At 56.2% G+C, this 24524-nt stretch carries 25 protein-coding genes; 16 read left to right on the top strand and 9 right to left on the bottom strand.

Annotated features, from left to right (window positions below):
• Positions 1-21 precede the first annotated feature (21 nt).
• Genes hisH through hisF form a run of 3 tightly spaced genes read left to right on the top strand, consistent with a single transcriptional unit; the run spans position 22 to position 2214 of the window.
• Positions 22-675 (top strand): imidazole glycerol phosphate synthase subunit HisH, encoded by a 654-nt coding sequence (gene hisH / locus BGP77_RS09665; protein WP_255414354.1) that lies wholly within the window; start codon positions 22-24, stop codon positions 673-675.
• A gap of 35 nt (positions 676-710) precedes the next feature.
• The gene (gene hisA / locus BGP77_RS09660) at positions 711-1454 is read left to right on the top strand and encodes a 1-(5-phosphoribosyl)-5-[(5-phosphoribosylamino)methylideneamino]imidazole-4-carboxamide isomerase (protein ID WP_108164540.1); all 744 of its coding nucleotides are present in this window, start codon (positions 711-713) and stop codon (positions 1452-1454) included.
• 1 nt (position 1455) lies between these two features.
• Positions 1456-2214 (top strand): imidazole glycerol phosphate synthase subunit HisF, encoded by a 759-nt coding sequence (gene hisF, locus BGP77_RS09655; RefSeq protein ID WP_108164539.1) that lies wholly within the window; start codon positions 1456-1458, stop codon positions 2212-2214.
• Between the two features lie 46 nt (positions 2215-2260).
• Here hisF and BGP77_RS09650 read toward each other — a convergent pair whose 3' ends face one another.
• Positions 2261-2665 (bottom strand): RDD family protein, encoded by a 405-nt coding sequence (locus tag BGP77_RS09650; protein ID WP_108164538.1) that lies wholly within the window; start codon positions 2663-2665, stop codon positions 2261-2263.
• Between the two features lie 262 nt (positions 2666-2927).
• Between BGP77_RS09650 and BGP77_RS09645 the strand changes: the two genes are divergently transcribed.
• Positions 2928-4388 carry a hypothetical protein gene (locus BGP77_RS09645; RefSeq protein ID WP_108164537.1) on the top strand — a complete coding sequence of 487 codons (1461 nt, stop codon included), beginning with the start codon at positions 2928-2930 and terminating at the stop codon, positions 4386-4388.
• Positions 4389-4427: 39 nt separating this feature from the next.
• On the opposite strand, the gene BGP77_RS09640 is transcribed toward BGP77_RS09645, so the two are convergent.
• The 3 genes from BGP77_RS09640 to BGP77_RS09630 all read right to left on the bottom strand — a co-directional run bounded on the left by BGP77_RS09640 (position 4428) and on the right by BGP77_RS09630 (position 6831).
• Positions 4428-4841, bottom strand: a complete 414-nt coding sequence (locus BGP77_RS09640) for a hypothetical protein (RefSeq protein WP_108165931.1) — start codon at positions 4839-4841, stop codon at positions 4428-4430.
• A gap of 35 nt (positions 4842-4876) precedes the next feature.
• Positions 4877-5860: a hypothetical protein gene (locus tag BGP77_RS09635; RefSeq protein ID WP_199224249.1), complete on the bottom strand. Its 984-nt coding sequence runs from the start codon at positions 5858-5860 to the stop codon at positions 4877-4879.
• Positions 5861-5925: 65 nt separating this feature from the next.
• On the bottom strand, positions 5926-6831 hold the full coding sequence (locus tag BGP77_RS09630) for an AraC family transcriptional regulator (protein ID WP_108164535.1): 906 nt from the start codon (positions 6829-6831) through the stop codon (positions 5926-5928).
• Positions 6832-7038: 207 nt separating this feature from the next.
• Here BGP77_RS09630 and BGP77_RS09625 point away from each other — a divergent pair, with 207 nt between their 5' ends.
• Positions 7039-7785, top strand: coding sequence for an SDR family oxidoreductase (locus BGP77_RS09625; RefSeq protein ID WP_108164534.1), 747 nt, complete (start codon positions 7039-7041; stop codon positions 7783-7785).
• A 32-nt stretch (positions 7786-7817) separates the two neighbouring features.
• On the opposite strand, the gene BGP77_RS09620 is transcribed toward BGP77_RS09625, so the two are convergent.
• Together BGP77_RS09620 and BGP77_RS09615 are read right to left on the bottom strand one after the other, a co-directional pair.
• Complete coding sequence (locus BGP77_RS09620; protein WP_108164533.1) at positions 7818-8279, bottom strand: SRPBCC family protein; 462 nt, start codon at positions 8277-8279, stop codon at positions 7818-7820.
• Positions 8280-8391: 112 nt separating this feature from the next.
• Complete coding sequence (locus BGP77_RS09615) at positions 8392-9612, bottom strand: multidrug effflux MFS transporter (protein WP_108164532.1); 1221 nt, start codon at positions 9610-9612, stop codon at positions 8392-8394.
• Positions 9613-9745: 133 nt separating this feature from the next.
• On the opposite strand from BGP77_RS09615, the gene xylB reads away from it, so the two are divergent.
• Positions 9746-11194, top strand: coding sequence for a xylulokinase (gene xylB / locus BGP77_RS09610; RefSeq protein WP_108164531.1), 1449 nt, complete (start codon positions 9746-9748; stop codon positions 11192-11194).
• On the opposite strand, the gene BGP77_RS09605 is transcribed toward xylB, so the two are convergent.
• Positions 11191-12099 (bottom strand): oxidoreductase, encoded by a 909-nt coding sequence (locus tag BGP77_RS09605; RefSeq protein WP_108164530.1) that lies wholly within the window; start codon positions 12097-12099, stop codon positions 11191-11193. The genes xylB and BGP77_RS09605 overlap by 4 nt on opposite strands.
• 165 nt (positions 12100-12264) lie before the next feature.
• Between BGP77_RS09605 and BGP77_RS09600 the strand changes: the two genes are divergently transcribed.
• The 3 genes from BGP77_RS09600 to BGP77_RS09590 all read left to right on the top strand — a co-directional run bounded on the left by BGP77_RS09600 (position 12265) and on the right by BGP77_RS09590 (position 17521).
• Entirely contained in the window at positions 12265-12690 is a 426-nt protein-coding gene (locus tag BGP77_RS09600) for a PilZ domain-containing protein (RefSeq protein WP_158269335.1), read from the top strand.
• 128 nt (positions 12691-12818) lie between these two features.
• Complete coding sequence (locus BGP77_RS09595; protein WP_199224248.1) at positions 12819-14780, top strand: family 14 glycosylhydrolase; 1962 nt, start codon at positions 12819-12821, stop codon at positions 14778-14780.
• Positions 14781-14869: 89 nt separating this feature from the next.
• Positions 14870-17521 carry a LuxR C-terminal-related transcriptional regulator gene (locus tag BGP77_RS09590; protein ID WP_108164528.1) on the top strand — a complete coding sequence of 884 codons (2652 nt, stop codon included), beginning with the start codon at positions 14870-14872 and terminating at the stop codon, positions 17519-17521.
• Here the strand turns inward: BGP77_RS09590 and BGP77_RS09585 are convergent.
• Positions 17515-18264: a ParA family protein gene (locus BGP77_RS09585; RefSeq protein ID WP_158269334.1), complete on the bottom strand. Its 750-nt coding sequence runs from the start codon at positions 18262-18264 to the stop codon at positions 17515-17517. The genes BGP77_RS09590 and BGP77_RS09585 overlap by 7 nt on opposite strands.
• 119 nt (positions 18265-18383) lie before the next feature.
• On the opposite strand from BGP77_RS09585, the gene BGP77_RS09580 reads away from it, so the two are divergent.
• From BGP77_RS09580 to ppa, 5 genes are all read left to right on the top strand, one after another.
• Positions 18384-18701: a DUF6482 family protein gene (locus BGP77_RS09580; RefSeq protein WP_108164526.1), complete on the top strand. Its 318-nt coding sequence runs from the start codon at positions 18384-18386 to the stop codon at positions 18699-18701.
• On the top strand, positions 18698-19108 hold the full coding sequence (locus BGP77_RS09575; protein ID WP_108164525.1) for a DUF3429 family protein: 411 nt from the start codon (positions 18698-18700) through the stop codon (positions 19106-19108). Before BGP77_RS09580 ends, BGP77_RS09575 begins: the two co-directional genes overlap by 4 nt.
• 118 nt (positions 19109-19226) lie before the next feature.
• Entirely contained in the window at positions 19227-20204 is a 978-nt protein-coding gene (gene pfkA, locus BGP77_RS09570) for a 6-phosphofructokinase (RefSeq protein ID WP_233252334.1), read from the top strand.
• 112 nt (positions 20205-20316) lie between these two features.
• Positions 20317-21603: a 3-phosphoshikimate 1-carboxyvinyltransferase gene (gene aroA / locus BGP77_RS09565; protein ID WP_108164524.1), complete on the top strand. Its 1287-nt coding sequence runs from the start codon at positions 20317-20319 to the stop codon at positions 21601-21603.
• Between the two features lie 89 nt (positions 21604-21692).
• Positions 21693-22223: an inorganic diphosphatase gene (gene ppa / locus BGP77_RS09560; RefSeq protein ID WP_108164523.1), complete on the top strand. Its 531-nt coding sequence runs from the start codon at positions 21693-21695 to the stop codon at positions 22221-22223.
• A gap of 60 nt (positions 22224-22283) precedes the next feature.
• On the opposite strand, the gene BGP77_RS09555 is transcribed toward ppa, so the two are convergent.
• Entirely contained in the window at positions 22284-23318 is a 1035-nt protein-coding gene (locus BGP77_RS09555) for a DUF2333 family protein (protein ID WP_108165929.1), read from the bottom strand.
• Between the two features lie 280 nt (positions 23319-23598).
• Between BGP77_RS09555 and aroQ the strand changes: the two genes are divergently transcribed.
• On the top strand, positions 23599-24039 hold the full coding sequence (gene aroQ, locus BGP77_RS09550; RefSeq protein WP_108164522.1) for a type II 3-dehydroquinate dehydratase: 441 nt from the start codon (positions 23599-23601) through the stop codon (positions 24037-24039).
• 11 nt (positions 24040-24050) lie between these two features.
• Positions 24051-24515, top strand: a complete 465-nt coding sequence (gene accB / locus BGP77_RS09545) for an acetyl-CoA carboxylase biotin carboxyl carrier protein (protein WP_108164521.1) — start codon at positions 24051-24053, stop codon at positions 24513-24515.
• Positions 24516-24524: the final 9 nt, after the last annotated feature.

Genomic DNA, 24524 nt, shown 5'->3' with positions numbered 1-24524 from the left:
TTTTTGAAGATTGAGGGCAACGTGAGCGCCACACTGCTGACTGTGATCGACTATGGCATGGGCAACCTGCATTCGGTGGCCAAGGCACTGGAACACGTTGCACCCGATAACGTTCATATCGAAGTCACCGACAACCCCGAACGCATTCGTGAAGCCGACCGGATTTTACTGCCCGGCGTCGGCGCCATCCGCGATTGCATGGCCGAAATTCGTCGTCAGGGTGTTGATCGATTGGTTGATGAAGCGATACGCGACGGCAAACCCTTGCTCGGCGTCTGCGTCGGCATGCAAGCGCTGCTGGCACACAGCCTGGAAAATAACGGCATCGATTGCATGAACTATTTTGACGGTGAAGTGCGTCGTTTCCGCGATGGCGCCGTAGACGCACACGGGCTACCGATGAAAGTGCCGCACATGGGTTGGAACAACGTCGAACTGAAAGTCGACCACCCCTTATTAGCCGGCATCAACAGCGGCGATCGTTTCTATTTTGTACACTCCTACTACGCCGATGCGCACCCGGAATACACCGCCGCCACCTGCGACTACGACGCCACGTTCGCGGCGATGATTTATCGCGACAACATCTTTGCGACCCAGTGCCACCCGGAAAAAAGTTTTCCCGCTGGCCTGACGTTATTGAATAATTTTGTACGCTGGAACGGCCAACCCTAAGCGCCGCTCACCAGGCACCGTAACGAGGAATTCCAATGCTGATCATCCCCGCCATTGACTTAAAAGACGGCCAGTGCGTGCGCCTGCAACAAGGCCGCATGGAAGACGCCACCGTCTTCGGTTCTGACCCGGTTGAAATGGCCGGTCGTTGGGTGGAAGCCGGCTGTCGTCGTCTGCATTTGGTCGACCTCAATGGCGCCTTCGAAGGCAAACCAATGCACGCCGAGGTCGTCGCAGCGATCTCCCACCGCTACCCGCAATTGCCGATTCAAATCGGCGGTGGCATTCGCAACATCGACATCATTGAAGCCTACGTCGAAGCCGGCGTGAGCTGGTGCATTATTGGCACAGCCGCGGTTAAAGATCCGGGTTTTGTGCGCGAGGCTTGCAGTGCATTTCCGGGCAAAATCATTGTCGGTATCGACGCCAAAGATGGCCTCGTCGCCACCGAAGGCTGGGCGGATGTCAGTGAAGTGAAAGCCACCGACCTAGCGCGCGATTTCGCCGACGCTGGCGTGTCTGCCATCGTCTACACCGACATCGCCCGCGACGGCATGATGCAGGGTGTTAACCTCGAAGCCACGGTCGAAGTCGCGCAAGCGGGCGGCATTCCGGTGATTGCCAGCGGCGGTGTAACCGACATCCATGATATCGAACGTCTGTGCACGGTCGCCGATAAAGGGTTGCTCGGTGCCATTACCGGCCGCGCTATCTACGAAGGCAAACTCGATGTGCGTGCCGCTCAGGCCTACTGCGACGAACAGACGGGAGCGAAATAACATGGGTCTGGCGAAGCGGATTATTCCTTGTCTAGACGTCGACGCCGGTCGCGTTGTCAAAGGCGTTAACTTCGTCAACATCCGCGATGCCGGCGACCCGGTAGAAGTCGCCAAACGCTACAACGACCAAGGCGCCGACGAGATCACCATGCTCGACATCACCGCCACCCACGAAGGGCGTGACACCATGGTCGACACGGTCAGCGCCATCGCCGGCCAGGTGTTTATTCCACTTACGGTAGGCGGCGGTATTCGCACGCTCGACGACATTCGTACCATGCTCAATGCCGGCGCCGACAAAGTGTCCATCAACAGCGCGGCGATCAAAAACCCCGACTTCGTACGCGAGGCTTCACAACGTTTCGGTGCGCAATGCATCGTCGTCGCCATTGATGCAAAAAAAGTCGGCGACCATTGGGAAATTTTCACCCACGGCGGTCGCAACGCCACCGGCATTAATGCGGTTGAATGGGCGAAAAAAATGGACGACTACGGCGCCGGAGAAATCCTGCTTACCTCGATGGATCGCGACGGCGTTAAAACCGGTTTCGACATCGAACTGACCCGTGCCGTCGCCGATGCAGTGCGCGTTCCCGTCATCGCCAGTGGCGGTGTTGGCAACCTGCAACACCTGGCTGACGGCGTATTAGAAGGTCACGCGGATGCGGTGTTAGCGGCGAGCATTTTCCACTTTGGCGAATACAGCATCCGTGAAGCCAAAACGGTGATGCAAGAAAACGGTATCGAGATGCGGGTGTAACTCTCAATACACCCGACAACCCGTCTGAACGGTCGCGACCGCTGTATCAGTCCGACTCTGGTTCAAAGTAGGGAACGTGCTTGACATAGGTTCCGGCCACCAAATCGCCGAGCCTGCGATCGAATAAAAAGATCAGCAGATAATCAAGCACGACAGGAACAGGAAACAACAAACTATTTCGCACTATGGATCTAATCGGTCCGCAAGGCTTCAAGCTCTTTCTCGCTATGACCTGAATACTCACCAAGCGTTTACCAAGACTCTGACCATTAAGTCCGTCGGCAATTAAGATCAGGAAAACCCAGAGTCCACCCGACAGATAAGCAGCCGTCTGATCGGGTTCAAGTACCCATAGCAGTATTGCCGATGGGGCTAAAGCCAAGAGTACATCCACGACCTTGGCAATTATTCGCCGACTCAAATGGGTCACGTAGAAAGGTAATTCGTCCATCGGGCGTCTTTATAGTGTTAAATGACAACTCACAAAAACCAGTGACGGTGCATGTCATAGCGATCAGACCGGCCATGATACTACTCACTCTAGGCTGATTATCTCAGTCATCTGATTATTCCACTGTGATACAAAATCCAACAAACATTCGTCTTATTACCATTAAAAAAACTTGATACCTTTTATTTTATCAGCCCGCTGACAGCCCCTCATCGTGAAGGATCACCCTGATGGGACATATGAATGACTAAGGGAATGCACCATGACAATAGCAAATACGGCCAGTCGCGACTGGTCTTTAGTGATATTACGCGTCTCGCAAACCAGCGCGCAGATCTGGGTCGGCACACTGCACCCCGATCTGCACAAACCGGAAAAAGCCTACGTTGAAGTGACCGGTCCTAACGGGACGTTTCCAGCACAAGAAATCCATCTCAAAGAATGGAAGCGACCCTTCCGATACGTCAATAAACGCTTCTATCACATCGTTGAATTTACCGGCCTTGAGCCTGGCGTTCAGTACCAGGTGTCGTTTTCTCGGCAGCCGCAAGCCATCTACCGTGAATACACCCAAAAACAGTTACTAAAATCCGGCCAGTTTAAAACGCTGCCAGCGCAGTTGCCCACCGACAGCAATCAACCATTCACCATTGCCTTCGGCAGTTGCTACTACGACGATCGCGATGGTGGTCAGGCGGCCGGCGCCTATCGGGCACTCTATACACGCGGGCACTCCAGCGTGCAGCCGGACATCAGCTTTCTAACCGGCGATCAGGTTTATCTGGATATCGGTATCGACTCACTGTCACCGGTGACCTCTGAAATCCGCGATCGAGTGGCGGGCGATTATTACCGACACTGGGATCTGCTCAGCGATGTCTTCACTCACGGCGCTACCTGGATGCTGCCGGACGATCACGAGTTCTGGAACGACTACCCGTTTTACGACACCATCAACCCCTACCTGCTGGCCATACGCATCGACTACATCCGCAACACCTGGAAAAAAGCGGCGCTCGATGGAGTAAAAAAAGTTCAGGCCACGCAGCGGATTGAAACCTTTGATGTCGGCGAACTGTCGTTTTGTCTGGCCGATGTCCGCACCGAACGTGACGAACACGGTTTTCTACCTCAGGCTGAATTCGAAAAACTCGATCGTTGGGCTCGAAAGCTGACAGGACCCGGTGTGCTGGTGATGTCTCAGCCACTGCTCGTTAAGCCAGAAGCCGAACGCAACCTGCTCAGTTATACCGATCAATACACGGCCTTACTTGAAGCGCTGGGCAGCAGCGGGCACACCATTGTTATGCTCAGTGGTGACGTGCATTTCGGCCGCGTGGCAACCGCAACACTAGGCCCTAAAAAGGGCAAACTCATCGAACTGATTTCCTCTCCCATGTCTAACCTGACGCATATCAGCAGCAGTCTGGCGAACGAGACGCCGGAAAGTGAACCGGTCGAATTTCCTCACCCTTCCATTAATATCCCTGGCTGGACAAGGCAATCCATCGAACCCAATTCAAACCAGACGGTAAGCACTCGCAAAGGGTGGCCGCTCTCGGCTTATTGGACGGACAGAACGACCGAACACTTTATGACGGCCAGTTTTAATAAAGACGACAACGGCGAGATTAAACTGGTGGTGAATGCCTGGCGGGTGCGACAACGCGATGATGATAATTTGCCGGTTCGAGACCTGGGTCCGTTCGAATTCAGATTATAGAATCGGTGGGTAAGGCGCATTCCCATGCAGCCCGTTTTGCTAGGGAATGCGTTCAATATCTGGCGCAATAAATGCCTTACGCGCGGGTTCAGAAAATAAACGTTCCTTGGTGTAATGCGTCAACATGATTTGTGTATCCAACATTTGAGGATAACGATCAATCAAGTCATCCGCTGAAGTCGCGCTGCCCGCTTTATTCATAAAATGTCTCACCGCCAATATCCAGGCTTTGGTTAACGTCTCGTGAAACTTGGCAGGATCAACCTGATGGTGGATCAGAAATTGATTCAGCGTCTCGCGCATTTGGTCGGTGGCGGTATCCGGGTCGCTTTCACACAGATAGATATACGCCAAACGAAGATGCGCGCGGTGGTTAAAATCAGCCACCGGAATGTCACACCGTTCCATCCGTTGTCGGAAAGTCTGGTCGTCTGGACTGATGGCAAATTCCATAACATCCCCCTGAGCAATCTGCATTTAAATAGGCCTTAAGCCGAGGCAGCGGCTTCGGCTCTGTTTTTCATCAACACCAAGAGTGACCGGTGAAAGTCGCGGAAAATAATTTCACCCCAGAGTCGGGAATACCAGCCAAAGTTTGTGTTATCGACCAAGGTGGTTTGCAGATGCAAAACCGTTTCACCCTGACTGTTTTCACTGATCCTATACTCACCGTTCAGCGGTGAGAAATATTCACCGCCCAGTTTAACGTGGGGGTCCAATGCTTCGTCCGGTATTTTTTCTGGGTCAATGTCAAAGTCGTAAGCCATTCGCTGATTAGTCTCCCAGCCGGTAATAACTTCCTTAAAGACCACACCTTTTTCCCAATAACTGGTTCGTACCGCACCGACACCACTGGCATCCATACGCGCTTCAACCGGCCGTGGAACACCAATCAGCTGATTAAACGACAGCGGTAATTCCCCATCTTCTATAACGGTGACGCTGGCGAGCTGGCGCCATATAACATCGGCCGGCGCGTCGATAACAATCTCATTGTGCACCTGATAGGTTTGCGACATGGACGGCAATTGAATTTCCAGCGGCCAAATCACTACCGGCAATACAGCGACCGATAACAAGGTACCGTTCTTCCGCTGAAACATAACCCGATGCACCCAGCCAGCCAAGAGACCACCAAGACTCGACAGCAACATAAAGGCTGGCAGCGCCAGAGCGATGCAGATAGTGCCTTCAATAAAAGTCACAAACGCGGCCAGCAGAAAAATAAAGATCGGCTGCCACGCCACGATGATCATACGTTTGCGTGGAAGACTGGGGTTTTGTTGTAACTCAAAGTGGATGCGGATATAGCCAATCGCGAAGGGCACACCACACAGAAAAGAAATCGATACCAACCAACCCACTCCCGCGTTTAGGTCGGCATCAATGGCGCTAACAAGCCACATAAAAAACAGCCGAAATGAAGCGCCATAGAGCACACCCAACAAAATCCCTATGTGTTTTGGCTTCAAAATCTGCTCCTTATCGTACGGGAATTGGACCAATAAGCAGTTTAACCTGCAATGTCCCGATGTCGTCAGGCACTCATCACCATCCCACCGAGCACCTTGCGCGCCTGCAACGGCGACAAGCCAAAGTATTTTTTATAATCGCGACTGAATTGCGTTGGGCTTTGGTAACCGACCGCCTGGGCAGTCTGGTTGACGTTGAGGGCGTCCTGGCTGAGCAGTTGCTGGGCTTTGATCAGTTTCAGGCGTTTGATGTATTGCACCGGTGAGGTCCGGGTGATTTCACGGAAATGCTGGTGGAACGACGACACACTCATGTTCGCCTGGCTGGCCAGTTGCTCAACGCTCGGCGCTTCGGTAAAGCCTGCGTGCAATTCTGAAAGAACCCGAGCGATGCGGGCATAGTGCCCCTGATTCAGCACCAAGGCTTCCAGAGCAGGGCCTTGCTCCCCTTTGAGTGCTTCGAATACCAAATCTCGCATGCGCGCTTCGCCCATGGCTTCGCATTCGGCCGGGTCGTGCAACGCACCCAGCAGCCTCAGCACAGCATCGGCCATGCTCGACGTCATCGGCACGGATGCCATGGGAATGGGTTTTTCGTTACCTGAGCGCTGCCTGCGTCGGTTCATCGCGGTCACCAGCTCACTCAACAGCGCCGGATCTAAGCGAACGGTCAGGCCGTACAGCGGTTCTTCTTCGCTGGCGTGGGTTTCACACTCGAACGGCAGCGGCAGCGTTTGCACCAAATACTGGCCGGGGTTGTATTCAATCACTCGGTCACCCAGGTAACCGGTTTTACGGCCTTGAACCAGAATCACCAGGCTCGGTTCATAGAGCAGCGGCGTTTTGTCGATTTTCACTCGGCCATAAACCAGCGACACGTTTGGCAGGGGCGTTTTGGTAAAGCCCGGTGTGTGCACCAGATCGTCAATCAGTTGCACGGCTTGCGGCGTGAAAACAGTGTTAGGGTACATGACAACCACTCCAATCCAACAAATCCTATTTACGGAAATCTACAGGATTAAACTGATATTCCCATGCTTAAACACTGTTATTTTTCATTTTTTGTAGAAAAAGGCAGAAATGCTGGAGAAATGCCAATCGCGGCCCAACGCGTTAACAACCAGACTAGGCTCCACGCTGATCACCAGCGAACGATTCACTATCTGAGGTACAGAGCCATGAGCAACAACATTGAAGGCAAGGTCGTCGTCATTACCGGCGCCAGCAGCGGTTTGGGCGAAGCCACCGCCCGTTTGCTGGCCCAAGAAGGCGCCAAACTGGTCTTGGGCGCACGCCGTACTGAGCGTCTGCAAGCCCTGGCGGATGAACTGAACAACGCTGGCGGCCATGTGCTAACGGTGACCACCGATGTGGTGCAGCGTGATCAAGTCGAAGCACTGGTCAAGGCGGCGATCCAATCGCACGGCCGGGTCGATGTGATGATCAACAACGCAGGCATCATGCCGCAAGCGCCCATGGAGCAACTGCGTGTCGATGAATGGGATCAGCAAATTGATGTGAACATCAAAGGGGTTTTGTACGGCATTGCGGCAGTGTTGCCACACATGCAGAAGCAAAAGTCCGGGCAGATCATCAACGTGTCATCGGTTGCCGGGCACAAAGTGTTGCCCCCGGGTATCGTATATTGCGCCACCAAACACGCCGTGCGCGCCATTTCCGAAGGCATGCGCATGGAAATGACGCCCTACAACATTCGCAGCACCATTCTGTCACCGGGCGCTGTCGCGACCGAGTTAAACGACTCCATTAAAGCGCCAGAAGTGGCCGAAGGCATGAAGGCGTTTTATGAGGCGGTAGCCATTCCGGCCGACTCGTTCGCAAGGGCTGTGGCCTTTGCCATCAGTCAGCCAGAAGACGTCGACATCAACGAAATTCTGTTCCGCCCGACGGCGCAGGAAGTCTGAGTCGATTGCCGCTCGGCCGTCAGCAAGCGCCGCTAGTCGGCGCTTGCTTGCATCGCCGTTAATTTGTATTGCAACTGACGTTCAGCCTGACGGGCACGTTTACCCATCACACTGCGCAACAAGGGTGACAACAACCGTAACGTCCAACGGGTATTACGGCTGTAGAACCGCCAGTCAATTTTGGTCCGCCCACTGGGTGCCGTCGACCAACGTATTTCCATGCGCGGTTGAATACCATCGAGCTCGCCTTCTGTGGCGAAATAGGTATTGGGCTGGTAATCCACCACCGAAACGGCCACCGGCTGGATACCCTGACCTGGGACTTTAACGTCCTCCAACCAGGTTTTGCCCACACCAATGTGACGATCGTCCTTTTCGACAATGCGGATCACCTGAGGAAACCACTCGGCGAAATTTGTCATATCCGTCAGATAATCAAAACTTGGCTCGATCGCCGTTTCCGTCAACAAGGAAAAACTCGCCAATTTGATCATGCTTACCTCAATGCCGCGCTGGTGATGTCAGACGAGCGTTAATGCGGCCCATTCACAATGCCTCAACCCGACAGAAGTCATTAGCCAAACACTCTATTGAGGCTGATCGTGATCACACTGCCTCCGCCGAGACACTTCTGGCCAATAACACCAGCACTAATGCCAGAACCGCGCAGCCCAGATAACCCAGAGACAGGGAATACAGCGTCTGGTTGTAGAACTGCCCAACGAGCAACGCCACACCCACGGAGATCAAACTCGATACCGATGCGATTACCGACGCACCGAGTCCGGCCACTCGCCCCAGCCATTCCATTGCCAGTGCGTTGATATTGCCGAACACCAAACCGACACAAAAAAACAGGCCGTATCCCAACACCAAAAACGTCAGCAATGACGGGTGACCGCTCCCTAGCCAGGACAGCAATAACAACACAGCCGAACACACGATCATGCCCACCAAAGCGGTGATGATTTGGCGCTGCATGCCAAATCTCATCACCAAACGGCCGTTGGTAAACGACGCCAGGCCAATGCCGGACGCGAGAATGGCAAAGTAAAGCGCAAAGCGTGTACCGGCATTATAGAGATCGCTAAAAATGGCCTGAGCGGTGCTCAGATAGGTGACCTGACAACCAAACACCAAGCCTGCCACCGCGGTGTAAGCCATCACTTTGGGGTGACCAACGATCAAGGCCGTGTTGGTGGCGAGTTTCCCAAACACCAATGGGATGCGTCGATCCTGAGGGAGCGTCTCCGGTTGCCGCAACACCAACCAGGTGGCGCCGATCAACGCCAGCACCGCGTAGGAAATAAAAATGCCGCGCCAATGACCAATGACCAAAACCAACTGGCCAAACGCCGGTGCCACCATCGGCACCAGAATGATCAGCATCACCACAAAGGAAAAAATGCGCGCCATGGCATCGCCGGAGAACTGATCGCGGATCAACGCCCGGGTACCAATTTTCGGACCGGCCACACCGATGCCCTGAATCATCCGACCGACCAGCAACATCGGCAAACTGGTGGCCAGAATGGCCATCAATGTGCCCACCATAAAGATACCCAGACCCATCATAATGGCCGGTTTACGACCATAGGCATCCGCCAAGGGACCAAACGCCAGCTCGCCAAACACCATGCCCAATACCAGCATGGATACCACCAGCTGCGTGTCGGTGGTGCTGACGCCAAATTCCGCTTCGATGGCCGGCAGACCGGGCAAGATGGCATCGAGCGATAAGGCGGTTAAACAGGTCAGCAACGCGAAGCCGGCCACCAGCTCAGGTAATGATCGTGACAATGGGCGGGCAACAGCGGTCTCAAGCATGGATCACTCGACAGTCGATCAAGGGCCGACGAGACTAGCGCAACTGTCGCGCAAAGATAAAAGTTTTTGACATCTTGAAGCCCCTCCCGGATCATTTTTCGACTGACAAATTTAATAAGAAACGGGCACCGCTATGTATCTTGGTATCGATCTTGGAACCTCCGGCCTGAAGGCCATCCTGCTGAATGAACGCGGCCAACTCGTGGCCCAGGCCACCGCGCCTTTGACCGTCAGCCAACCGCAGCCGGGCTGGTCGGAACAGGCACCGGAAGACTGGTGGCAAGCCATGCAATCGGCCTGTGCCATGCTGGCGAAAGAGCAGGATTTAAGCGCGGTGCGCTCCGTCGGACTGTCCGGCCAAATGCACGGTGCCACCCTGATCGATGCCGCCGGTGACGTCATTCGCCCCTGCATGCTGTGGAACGACGGCCGCAGCGGCACGCAGTGCGACGAGCTGGAACACCGCCTGCCTGATTTCCGCGAACGCAGCGGCAACCTGGCGATGCCCGGCTTTACCGCCCCCAAGGTGCTGTGGGTCGCGGAAAACGAACCCGACGCTTTCCAACGCATCGACAAAGTGCTGCTGCCCAAGGATTACCTGCGCTATCGCCTCACCGGCGAATTCGCCTCCGACATGTCCGATGCCGCCGGCACTTCATGGCTGAACCCGGCCGAGCGCCGCTGGGACGATCAACTGCTGTTTGTGACCGGCCTGACCGAAGCCAATATGCCCCGCCTGTATGAAGGTCCGGATGTCACCGGCGTGGTCAGTGCCGCTGCCAGCGCCGCAACCGGTCTGCCGCAGGTTCCGGTTGTCGCAGGCGCCAGCGACAACGCCGGTGGCGCACTGGGTGTTGGATTGATCGAACCCGGTCAATCGATGCTCAGCCTGGGCACCTCCGGTGTGGTCTTTACCGTCAGCGATGGTCACCGCGCCGCACCCGAGCAAACCGTCCACGCCTTTTGCCACGCCCTGCCCGGCCGTTGGCATCAGATGAGCGTTAACCTCTGCGCGGCCGAGTGCCTGGCTTGGCTGAGCCGCATTACCGGTCGCCCCGTGCCTGAGTTGATCGCTGCGGTGGAAGACAGCGGTCGCACCGAAACCAGCCTGACGTTCCTGCCCTATCTCAGCGGTGAACGCACGCCACACAACGACCCGCGCGCGCGCGGCCAGTTCCTCGGTTTGTCGGTGAATACCGATGCGGTTGACCTGACGCTGGCCGTGCTCGAAGGCGTCACCTTTGCCCAGGTCGATGGTCTGCACGCCTTGCATGCCGCCGGTGTCACACCCGCCGATATGAATCTGATTGGCGGCGGCAGCCGCTCTGCATTTTGGCGTCAATTGCTGGCCGATGCGCTGAAAATCCCGACGCATGCGCGCGACGGTGGCGACGTCGGCCCCGCCTTGGGTGCCGCTCGTCTGGCGCAATTAGCCGACAGCAAAGCCGATTGGTCGGAGGTGTTCACACAGCCCCAGCTGATGGAAACCTGCCGGCCAAACGCTCATCGAGCCGCCTACCTGGATGCCCAACTGGCACGCTTCCGGGCGCTGTATAAGGTCAGCCGGCCGCTGCTGGACTAAGCGTCGCCGGACAACCACCGAAAGCCCGTCAACTGTTCGCTTTGCTGCCACAGTTGGCGGGCCACGTCAGCATCACGCGCCTGGCGTGCACAGCCAACCTTGATCGCCCGGCCGCGCAGTTCACGAAACCCACGTGGCCCGGTGAAATCGCCCCCCTTAATGTCGCCCCCCAGCGCTGCATACAAGGTCGGTTCCGCACCCGCCTGAGCGCTTTGCAGAAAAACCGGCCCGACCAGCTTCATTAACCAGGTCGGCAAATAGCGCGACAACTCGGTATTGGACGCGCCAGGGTGGGCAGCGACCGAAATCGTCTGATAACCCGCGTCGTCAAGCCGACGTTGTAATTCAAATGCGAACATCAGACACGCCAGCTTACTCTGGGCATAGGCAGCCACGCGCGAATAGCGCTGGCGACTGTTGAGGTCATCGATATCAATGGCGCCGCGGCGATGCGCCACTGAGCTGAGCGACACCACCCGAGCACCGGGCGTTAATTCCAACCGTGGCAGCAATAAACCGGTCAGCAAAAAATGTCCGAAATAGTTGGTCGCCATCTGCAATTCCAGACCGTCTTCCGTCACAACAAAGGGTGGAAACATGACGCCGGCATTATTGATCAGCGCATCCAGGCGGCCGTAGTTGGCCAAAAACACCTCGGCAAACTCACGCACTGACGACAGCCGGCTCAGGTCCAACGGCAGCACATCGAGTCGGGCCTGCGGGTAAGCACTCAGTAACTGCTGACGCGCCGCCTCGGCTTTGTCGGCGTTACGGCAGGCCATCACCACCCGGGTGCCCTTAGCTGCCAAAGCCCTTGCTGTTGCTAATCCCAATCCGGCATTTGCGCCGGTCACAATCACCACCGTGTCGGATAAGTCCGTCACTGCGTCCAAATGAAACACCATCGGCGTCACCTTTATTGAGCTGTACCTGCCTTTCTACTGCATCAGCTTAGCCCGGTGCTGTGAATGCGCTGAAAGTCAGCTTTACCCGAAAGCGGACAGAAACGCGCCTTTGACTATACTGATCCTATGGATTGGCGCCGAAGCTGCGCCCACCAGGAGGTTTATTTGCGTCAGTACATCCGACATGCGACCGACATCCCGTTATCCGTCCAGGCGGCGGATACTTCACCCCCTGATGCCCGGTTGAAAAACTTCAGCTGTGGCGGTCTGAGTTTTTGCAGTGATCGCGCCATAACGCTTGGACAGCGGTTGCGCCTGAGCATCGACATCGATGAGCCACCGTTCGAAATCGACGGCCAGGTCGTCTGGTGTCATGTTCAGGATGAGCAGTATCTGATTGGCGTCTGCTTTCATACCGATCAGGATGCCTTCTCCGTGCGCATGGTGGAGCAACTGTGCCGCATCGAGGAATACCGCGAAAAAGTACAGCGGACCGAAGGGCGCGACATCGACCGAGATCAGGCCGCTCGTGAATGGATCGAGCTACACGCTGCCGAATTCCCCAACTGGCAGCCCAACAACGCTGATTAGAACGCCAACTCCGTCACTGTGATCACCAATTCCGCCCCCCGGGGCGGAAGACTGTCCCTGCTCAGGCTCTACACTGAACCGCGCTCATCCGACCAAAACAATCACAACAAACTGAAAGGTATTGCGCGATGACTGTGACCTCTAACCTCAAGCATCTGGCCAGCGCCAGTGTGCTGACTCTCGCTGTCGCTACGGCCCAGGCCGATACCGCCAGCTCTGCAAACGTTATGGCTCCTCTGGAAGTCAGCGACTGGTATGCGTTTGATAACCAACTGACGACCGCAGCCAACATGGGCGTAACCGCGGTCTCTGTCGATGTCTGGTGGGGCAAGGTGGAAGGCGCCGGTGACCAGCAATTCGACTGGAGCTACTACGACACCATCTTCAGCCACATCACCAGCGCCGGTCTCGACATCGTGCCCATCATGTCGTTCCACCAATGTGGCGGTAATGTGGGTGATACGTGCAACATCCCTATTCCGTCCTGGATTTGGAACCACTACGGCGTGCCCGCTTCAGACCTGCGCTACAAAAGCGAGCAAGGCAATGAGTCTGTCGAAACGGTTTCGTTGTGGGCCGATCACCTCGTCGCCAGCGAATACCAGGAATTTATGGAAGCTTTCGAGAGCCATTTCAGCGGTTACGCCGACGACATGCTGGAAATTAACGTTTCGATGGGACCGGCCGGTGAGTTGCGCTATCCGTCCTACAACAGCCACGACACCGGCAGCGGTTACCCAACGCGCGGTGCCTTTCAATCGTACAGCGACCCGGCCAAAGCCGACTTCCAAAACTGGGCGCTGGCAAAATACGGCAGCTTAAATGGCGTCAACGGTGCCTGGGGCACCAGCCTGACGCAGAGCAGCCAGATTCAGCCGCCGTCGAACGCGGGCAGCTTCATTGCCAATGGCGATCAGTTTTACACCCAGTACGGTCGCGACTTTGTGCGCTGGTATCACGACAGTCTGATGCAACACGGCCACACCATGATGACCACCGCCCTGAACGCTTTGGACGGTGCCTTTGCCGACATCGAGCTGGGCATGAAAATCCCCGGCATTCACTGGAAGATGGCCACCGGCGACAACACCGAGCGCAGCGCCGAAATCGCCGCCGGCCTAATTCCGTCTGACGTTAATTTGGACACCGATGCTACCGGCCATGGCTACGCTGACATCGTCGGGGTTCCGGCCAGCTATCAGAACGAATCGCGCGGCGTGGTGCTGCACTTCACTGCTCTGGAGATGAACGACGACCCATACGGCAGCGGCCAATCTCTGGCGCAAAGTCTGGTGTTCTGGGTGGCTAACGAAGCGGCCGCCCAAGATGTCCCCATTAAAGGAGAAAATGCACTGGCAGGCGGTGTGACCACCGATAATGGCTGGAACAACATTGAAAACGCCTTCGACTACGCCAGTTACAGCGGCATGACCGTGCTGCGCATTAATCAGGTCACCACCGGCGGCACTGGTCAGAATCGCTACAGCCAGTTCATCAATCACTATCTGGTGCCTGACGGCGATTGGCAGCGTACGGTGATTTTTATTCGCGGCAAAACACAGTCCGGCCAAAACCTGTTTATTCGTGGTGGCATTGATCACGCCTATGCCAACGCCAATCTGGGCCGTAATTGCCAGACTTATAACGTTGAATGCGCGCTGCGCATCCAACACAACAACCTGCTCAACGCCACCACCGTGGGCTGGAAAACCGGCGATCTGTACCTCGATTGGTACGGCATTGAATCTGGCCAGGGTGCCGGCGCCGAAGGCACCGCCATGGATTGGACTACCGATGAATGGCCTTCAAGCTGGGGCGCTTTACGCACGGTCCCCGTCGACGGTTACGGTGAGGAAGTGCTCAATCACTACGGCGATCACTACTGGATGCTGGATGTGCAAATGGATTGCAGCAACACCGTAAACGGCTGGTTTGAAGTGAAATCTTACATTTCTAACGGCCCTGGCTGGGAAGGCAACATCAGTCAAAGCGGAACGCCTTACAGCACCAGCAATCACTTCGCTCAATGCGGTCGAATCAACGTGTTTGAACGCGACAGCAGCAGCGCCCAGATCATCAACTTCCCCTGATACGGGTCTCTTGCCGGTCGCGATTTTCAACCGCGACCGGCACTCACATCTTGGTATAGTGCGGCTCTTTGAACCGCACTGAGCCAGATATGACCGACGCCTTGCCCAACCCAGCAATAGCGCCTTACAAACTGGTCCCTCCGGCTCAGGCAGTCAGCCTGCTATCGCGCCCGGCTTTGCTGAATTGGCTGGATCGCGCCCTGCACTTCTCCGTCACCTTAGTTCAGGCACCGGCCGGTTTTGGTAAAACCAGCCTGATCAGTGCCTGGCTGGCTGAGCGCGACCTCGATGCGCTGTGGTACAGCTTGGATGCCGGTGACAACGATCCGGCCTATTTCGCCGCCCACTTTATTCACGGTCTGCATCAAGCGACCAACCTAGGCTGCCCCAACAGTGATGCACTGGTCAGTCGCGCCAGTGTGGACCGTTTGGATCAGTTGCTGGCCAAAGCCATGGTGGAAGTAAGCCAGCGGCAGCGGCCTCTGTGCCTGGTTTTGGATGGCATGCAACTGGTTACCGAAGCCAAAGTATTAACTGCTTTACGACTGTGGATTCGCGCCCTGCCGCCCAACATACACGTGGTCATGACCAGTCATCAGGAACCGGCGCTCGGGCTTAGCGCGTTACGAGTACGCGGCCAATTACTGGAAATGGGCTCTGAGCAGCTGGCGTTCCAGCAAGAGGAACTGGCCGCCTTGCTGAGTGATCGACTCGATGTGACGGTGTCCGGCGCAACACTGACCACCCTACTCGACAGTACCGCTGGCTGGCCCGCAGGCCTTGCACTGATTTGCCACAACGCACGCAGCGAAGCCGATTTACTCGATGCCAGCCAGATGCTAAACGCCGCGGGCGCGCATCTGGAAACCTATTTGCAGCAGGAAATTCTCGACGAACTACCGCCACCTCAACGGGCCTTTCTGAGCCAAGTCTGCGTGTTTGATCGCTTCGATGCGGCCTTGTGCGATCGACTGCTGGACCAGCAAAACAGCCAATCGCTTATCGACCAGTTGCGTCGCGACGGCCTTTTTATCATCGCGCTGGACAGTCGTTCGGGCGGTTATCGCTTACCGCCGCTGATTCGCCAGACACTGATTCGGCTGGCGCAGCTTCAGTCGCCTGAGACTTGGCGAGACGGCTGCATCAAAGCGGCCTATGCCTGCCTCGATAACGGTCAAGCCATGCAGGCGGCGCAATTGGCGATGCGCCAGGACGACGCCGATCTGAATCAGGCCGTGCTGAACTCCGCTGGCCTCGATTTGTATCGCAGCGGTCAATTCAGTCTGGTGGAACGGTTACTGGCACCACTGGACGCCGACCGCATCCGTCAGAATGCAGACCTGTTGCTGCTCAAAACCTGGATCTGGCTGCTCAGTTACCGCGAAGAAGAAGTGCTGCCGTTACTGCGCCAGGCCGAAGCCCAGCACGCCGATACTCGACCAGAGTATGCGGTTGCTCGTGCACAAGCCGCCATTAATCGCGAAAACTTTGCCGCCGCACGCCAACTGGCCGGTCAGGCGCTCGACCAACTCGGTCAGGACCGCAGCGTGTCACGGACTCTGGCGACGTCCGTCCTGGGTCAGGCAGCCTTGTGTGCCGGGGAACTGGAGCTGGCTCAGCGTCATTTACAGACGGCCGAGCAACTGGCGCGGGCGGGACAATTCACGCAACAACAGCTTTGGGTTCGCTGTCTGCTGGCCGACGTTCACAGTGTGGCCGGCGACTGGGATCAGGCGTTGTCGATTCAGGATGACGCCGTGCAACTGGCGCGAGAACGCTGTGTCGAACCGCTGATGCATCTGGAATTTTTATACCGTGGTCGCATTCAGATTCTGACCGAGCGCGGACGCTGGGAAGAAGCACTGCAACACCTGGATTTTGCCAGCGATTTAATCGAACCGCTGGGCGATTACGGCCTGCTCAATCCTTTGGTGTTGCGTGGCCGTTTGGCCTTAGCGCGCGGGCGCGACACTGAATTAGGCTCGCTGGCACTGCAAGTGCGACGGCTGCTCACTCAACACCCTTATCATTCGGACTGGGTCGCCCAGGCACAGACCTTTTTGCTCGCAGCCGAGCACTTAGGGGCGGCACCGGTGTTGCCATTGCCAACCGCACAGCACGGTCAATTCGCCACACCCAGCAACCACTTTCAACATCAACTGGCGCGCAATGCCGCCCTGGAAAAATGGTTACAAGGACAGTCAGACAGGGCGTTAAAAGAGATGCGTCATTTAGCGGGACTGGCCCAACAACAGGGTCTACTGCTGCCGGAATTACACGCTCGTTTGCTGTCAGCTTTGTGGTCAGACGACACCCAGGGTGAGTCCGACTGGCATCGCGCCCTGCCCTGGCTACCCAGGGTGCGACCGCTGGCCAGTCTCGATCTGTATCGACGCCTGTGCTCGACGACTGAACGGACCTGGACCGACTGGTCGTTGTGGTGGCAACCCTCGGCAGCCAATCGCCGACCGGTAGCGTCTGTGGCCCAAGGGGATCCACGTTTAAAACGCCTGAATCGACACTGGGTCAGTGGCCATGAGCAGGTCACGGCCAAAGAGTTTGAAGTGTTGATGCTGCTCGGCCAGGGTTTAACCAACGAAGCCATTGCGCAGTGTTTGCACGTCGCGCCATCGACCATTAAAAGTCACATCCGCCGGCTTTATCGCAAACTCGATATCAGCGATCGAAATCAGGCGCGTGCCTTGGTTGAGCGGTTGCTCGACGGCAGTCAACATCAGTGATGCAAATCCAGTTCACGCATCAGTGTTTTCCATAACGCCTGGATATCACGCACGATGGGATGACGGGGTTTAATTTCTGCCACCGCGCGACGCTCCAAGGCCATTTTTTCAACCTCAGTCGTGGCACGAATAGACAGCGGTGTCGGCGCATCAAAGCGTTCAGAAAACCCATCCATCGATTGCTGATGCAAGGCCAACCGACCGTTTACTCGATTAAAAAACGGCATCAGTTTATCGGCGCTGATGGCGTTGTCCTGCGCGAATTCCAGCACGTGTTGATAGCTTTCAAAACACAGTGGCGTGGGCGTCAGCGGCACCAGAATCCGGTGCGCAGCGCGGTAGGCTTGCTCGATCACGGTATTGATGCCCGGCGGACAATCGATCAACACCAGATCGTATTGAGATTTCAGCGACCGTAATAATCGTTTCAGGTGTTTTTCCGACGCTTCGTCGGTCATCAGCCGATCCAGCTTGCGCAGGCTTTTGCGTGCCGGTAACAAATAAACACCGGAATAACGTGAGCCTTCAATAAAATCATTCCAGTCAACGCTGGTGCGTAACCAGTCGCGCGCTTTTAAGCCTTTGGCTTCACCACCGGAGAGAAAATAGCTGGCCGAAGCTTGTGGATCGAGGTCGATCAACAAGGTTTCAAAACCGTATTCACTGGCCTGATGCGCCAAGTGAATCGCCGTGGACGTCTTGCCCACGCCGCCTTTCTGACTGTGTATTGCTACCACTTTCATCAGAGGTCTCCCACCGTCAAACGGCATTCAGGTTATGACAGCCCCATGTCGATACGATGACAGTGCAAACCGTTTGCCTGTGCGAAGCGTATTAAGCAAAAACCCAAGCAGGTCACACCATGATGCTGACATTGAAACAAGCCCGCCAAACCCGCACGCCTTTTACACGCGCTGAAGTGGCTGCACTTCAGGCAAGCTTTTACCATCTGCATCTGTTTCAGGGTGACCAGGGTCAATTATTGGTGAACGAAAACGGCCAGCCACTGGTGTTAAAGTCGTTGCCGGCGGTGCGTCAGTTATTGGCGCAGTTACCCATTGAGTCAGCCGAATTAGTACACCGCAGCGCCTTCGGCGAAATGATTGGCCAGGCCGATGGTGATAACACCTTGCGAGTGCCGCTGACCATTCATGCGCAACCTCAGGGAGAGTTCGAATGACACCCAGTCGTATCATGTTGTTTTGGGGCCTTGGCGGCCTGGCCATCTTTGTGATTCTGGCGCTGCTGCCTTGGGTCAACCCGGGCCTGCTGGTTCACTTCCATTCTTTCAGCGCGCTGATTCTGGTGTTTCTGACCGGCTCGCTCTGGTTACCGGCCGTCACACACGAAGACCGCCATGTGCCGGCTATTACGCTGGCGATGATTTTATTTCTGCTCGCCTGGGTCAGTTTTTATCTGCCGTTGTGGCTGGCCGTGTTGGTGCTGGTGCCGGCTTACCCGGTGTTGTGGTGGCAAGAGCGCCGCTGGTTTGGCCGCGCTCAGCCGCTGGACTATCGCAATTTGCGCACACTGCTCACCTGGACGGTCACGGCGCTGCACATTCTGGCATTAGCCGCGGTTATTTGATGCGGGTCAAACCACTTGCCGACAGGCGGCAAAAGAACTCGCCAGCGCGATTGTAATTTTGTTACATTCTGTCGCGTTCCGGCACAGCCGGCTTGGATGACCAAAGGACACAGAGCCCGTGAGTCAAGCAGGCGAGATACGCAAAATTGGAGTACTGACCAGTGGCGGTGACGCCCCTGGCATGAATGCGGCGGTGCGCGCCGTGGTTCGAACCGCCCTGATGAAAGGGCTGGACGTGTATGGCGTACGCGATGGTTACCTGGGTTTGCACCAGGACCGCATCGATAAACTCGAACGCCACCATGTTTCCGATCTGATCAATCGTGGCGGCACCTTCCTCGGTTCTGCCCGTTTTCCCGAATTTAAAGAAGAAGTCGTTCGTCAGGAGTCCATCGCCAACCTGCGCAAGCACGGTATCGACGCTCTGGTCGTGGTCGGCGGTGACGGTTCCTACATGGGTGCCAAACGTCTGACCGAGATGGGCTTCCCCTGCGTTGGTCTGCCCGGCACCATCGACAACGACGTCGCCGGTACCGACTTCACCATTGGTTTTCACACCGCCCTGAACACGGTGCTGGACGCGGTCGACCGGCTACGCGACACCTGCTCGTCCCACAATCGCATTGCCATTGTCGAAATCATGGGACGTTACTGTGGCGACCTGACATTGATGGCCTCGATCGGCAGCGGCGCCGACTTCACCGTGGTGCCGGAAAAAGGCTTCGATGAGGAAGCGTTGATTCAATCCGTTGCTGACGGCGTTTCTCGCGGTAAAACCCATTCGATCATTGCCATCACCGAACACGTAACCGATGTATCCGCGCTGGCCAAGCGCATCGAAGCACGCACCGGTTTGGAAACTCGCGCCACCATTCTTGGCCACATTCAGCGTGGCGGTGTGCCCTGCGCCTTCGACCGCGTACTGGCCAGCCAGATGGGTGCTTATGCGGTGGATTTGTTGTTACAGGGTATTGGTGGCCGGTGTGTTGGCATTCAGAGTAACGAACTGGTGCATCACGACATCATCGATGCCATCGAGAACATGCCCCGCCCGTTCAAACAGGATCTGTACGACCTGACCAATCTGTTGGCTTGATTGGCGCAACGTCTATCAGCAAAAAGTGCAATGCCGTCTTGCCCGCCTGCGGATGCAAGGCGGCGTCGCTTTGACGTAGAATAGCCGGCCCATTACCGACCTGCGAACCTCGATGTCCAGCTTGACGCTCCCCGCATTGCGCCACGCCCGTGGCGAAGTCCAGATTCCTGGCTCTAAAAGCCTGTCCAACCGAATTCTGCTGTTGGCCGCTCTGAGTGAAGGCACTACCCAGATTACCAACCTGCTGCGCAGCGACGATATCCGTCATATGTTAACCGCACTGGCGCAGCTGGGTGTCCACTTCGAGCTCAATGACGATGGCACTGAATGCACGCTGACCGGCCTTGCCGGTCCACTGGCGCGTGGTCAGGATCTGGCGTTATATCTGGGTAATGCCGGCACGGCCATGCGGCCATTAGCCGCCGCCTTGTGCATTGGTGAAGGTCACTTTGAACTGACCGGTGAACCGCGCATGGCGGAACGGCCCATTGGCGATTTGATCGATGCGTTATCACCGCTGGGGGCAACGGTTCACTATCGCGGCGCAACCGGTTATCCGCCGCTGGGTATCGAGGCCGGTCAGTTACACGGCGGTACTGTGCAGATCGATGGCAGCATTTCCAGCCAGTTTCTGACGGCGTTGCTGATGGCGGCGCCTTTATTGAATGAAGCCTTGACCATCGAAGTGGTCGGCGAACTGGTCTCTAAACCCTATATCGACATTACTCTGGATGTGATGCGCCGCTTCGGCGTGAACGTTACCAACCGCGATTATCGCGCCTTTGAGATCGACGCTGGCCAGCGTTACATCAGTCCGGGACGCATTCAGGTCGAAGGCGACGCCTCCAGCGCCAGCTATTTTCTCGCCGCCGGTGCGATCGGTGGTGGCCCGGTAAGGGTACATGGCACCGGCACCGATTCGGTACAGGGCGATGCCCGCTTTGCCGAAGTGCTGGAGCAGATGGGCGCTAAGGTCACCTGGGCACCGGAGTGGATTGAAGTCAGCAATAACGGCGCGCTGAACGCGGTGGATGTCGATTTGAATCACATTCCCGATGCCGCCATGACCATCGCCACGACCGCCTTGTTTGCCCAAGGCACAACCCGGATTCGCAATGTCTATAACTGGCGAGTGAAAGAAACCGACCGGCTGAGCGCCATGGCAACCGAGCTGCGCAAGCTCGGCGCCGACGTCATTGAAGACGAGGATGCACTGACCATCACGCCCCCGGCGCAGACACAGAGCGCGGCCATCGACACCTATAACGACCACCGCATCGCCATGTGTTTTTCACTGGCAGCTTTTGGCAGCGGCACGGTAACCATTAACGATCCGGGCTGCACGTCCAAGACGTTCCCGGACTATTTCGAGCGCTTTGCCGCCATTACTGACGGTTAAGGCGACGGCCGATATAATCGGCGCACGATTAAACTGAGATTTTCAACACTGAACTCACACTGCGAACGCAACACTTAAAGAGGCCCGACATGAGCTACAGTCAGATCCCTGCCGGCAAAGACGTCCCTAACGACATCTACGTCGCCATCGAAATCCCGGCCAACGCCAGTCCGATCAAATATGAGATCGACAAAGACATGGACGCCCTGATGGTCGACCGCTTTATGGCCACGCCGATGTTCTACCCGGCTAACTACGGCTTCGTCCCCAATACTCTGGCTGATGACGGCGATCCGGTCGACGTTCTGGTCGTCACCCCCTACCCGGTTGTTCCCGGCTCGGTGATTCGCGCGCGTCCAATCGGCGTTCTGGAAATGACCGACGAAGCCGGTTCCGACGCCAAAGTCCTGGCCGTACCGCACAGCAAACTGAGTTCACTGTACGACGACGTTCAGGAAGCCACCGATCTGCCGCCGCTGCTGCTGGAACAGATCAAGCACTTCTTCGAGAACTACAAAGACCTGGAAAAAGGCAAGTGGGTGAAGGTCGACGGCTGGGCCGATGCGGCCAAAGCCAAAGAGATCATCAACGAATCGGTCGCCGCCTATAACAAAGGCTGATCCGACCGCGCATAAAAAAGCCGCCTCGATGGCGGCTTTTTTATGTCTGGCAATCAACAATCAACCGGTTGCCAGTAATTCGCGCAGATCGATTAACGCCGCATTGGCGCGGGAAATGTAGCTGGCCATCACCAATGAATGATTCGCCAACACACCAAAACCACTGCCGTTCAAAACAATGGGCGACCATAGATGGCGTTGCGTGGCTTCCAGCTCACGAATGATCTGTTGCAGACTGGCGCGCGCGTTTTTGTTATCGAGCACCGAACCGAAATCCGACTCGATCGCTTTGAGAATGTGCAACAACGCCCAAGTCGTTCCGCGCGCTTCATAGAAGACATTATCCACTTGCAGGCGCGGTGTTTTCACCGACTGTTCCTGCGCGGCCGGTGTCGACTGAGCGGCCCCGCCTTCGCGCGCCAGATCGGTATTGACCCGCCGTTGTTCCACCGAAGCGCTGAGCCGTTGCGACAACGATCCCAGACGCGTTTCCACATCGCTCAGATAAGAACGCAGATTATCGGCGCGGGCATAAAACTGCGCCTGAGCATTGGCCGGATCCGACAGTCGGTTCAGATAGGAATCCACCAGACGCAAACCGCGACGATATTCGCCTTCGGTGGAGGGCAGAATCCAACTGGAATTATCGAAATGGAACAGCGGTTCAGCCTGTGCCAGATCCGGATCTTCAGTTGATTGCGATTGCGAGCGACTCAGGTCACGGCGCATCGCCCGGCTGAGATCGCGCACCTGAGTGACCACACCAAATTCCCAGCTGGGCATGTTGTCCAGCCATACCGACGGTGGCGCCACATCGTTGGACAGATAGCCACCGGGCTTTTCCAACAGCGTGCGCATCAATTCGGTCAGGGTATACGTCGTGGCGTAACCCACCACCCGCTCACGGTCATTTTGGCGCGCGTGCTGCTCTGCGCGGGCAACCGGGTCAAAGGTATTCGGCTCATTACTCCAGTACCAGCCAAGCGCAATTAAGACCAACAAAACCAACCCGAGCACAATACCGAGCCAACGTCCGAGCCGGCGCGTTGGAATCAACCCGCCAAGACGCCGAAAAAATTGCCTCAAACCAGCCATCACTCGCGCTAAACGTTCACGCCACATACCCTTCACTCCTGTGAGTTTTGCCGCCAGCTTAACGACCCGATACCGTCAAACCAAGCGACAAGGGTCACTTTCACGCCCGGCACCGCTGGCTGAACCAGCATCAATCCGGCTAAAGTGACCATTTTGATGATGAAAATTCACAACTAAAATTCGCCCATTCAGTTGTTCGGCGAAGTTAACGCCAATATCCTCTATATTTCCGTGCATGTTCACGGATATTTTTACGACAGCGAGGCATTTCAAGACCCCTATGGCACAGCTGCTCCTGCTTAATGGCCCTAATCTCAACCTGCTTGGTACTCGCGAGCCGACTATCTACGGCCACACGACGCTGGCTGACATTGAGCAGCACTTAAGTCAGCAAGCCCAGGCCCTTGGACACTCATTGGATTGTCTGCAAAGCAACCATGAAGGCGAGCTGATCGATCGCATCCATCAGGCAAGAACCGATGGTACCGCCTTTATCCTGATTAACGCTGGCGCTTTTACACACACCAGCATCGCGCTGCGCGATGCCCTGGGGGGTGCTGAAGTGCCGTTTATTGAGCTGCATCTGTCCAACGTGCACGCTCGTGAATCTTTCCGCCATCATTCCTATCTCGCCGACAAGGCCGTCGGTGTGATTTGTGGATTTGGGCCGCACAGCTACGATTTGGCTCTGCAGGCTGCACATCAACAATTATCGAGCTAGAGGAACGCATCATGGATATCCGTAAGGTCAAAAAATTGATCGAGTTGCTGGAAGAGTCCGGCATCGACGAAATCGAAATTACCGAAGGCGAAGAGGCAATCCGTATCAGCCGTTCGTCACGCGCTCTGCAAGCAGCGGCACCGATGCAGTACGCGCCGATGCCAGCCCAGGCTCCGGCAGCCGCTCCTGCCCCTGCGGCAGCTCCGGCAGAAAGCAGCGAACCGGCCAAGGCAGAACACAGTGGCCATGCAGTGCGCTCACCGATGGTCGGCACCTTCTACCGTGCGCCGTCTCCAACCAGCCCGTCCTTTGTTGAAGTCGGTCAACACGTCAACGAAGGCGATACCATCTGCATCGTCGAAGCGATGAAAATGATGAACCAGATCGAAGCCGACAAGAGCGGTGTCGTTGAAGCCATTCTGGTTGAAAACGGCGAACCGGTTGAGTTCGATCAAGCCCTGGTCACCATTCGCTAACGAGGCCTG

It is taken from the genome of Saccharospirillum sp. MSK14-1, from assembly GCF_003054965.1.
In the GTDB taxonomy this organism is placed as follows: Bacteria; Pseudomonadota; Gammaproteobacteria; order Pseudomonadales; family Natronospirillaceae; genus Saccharospirillum.
This window is presented reverse-complemented; position numbering and strand designations above follow the sequence as displayed.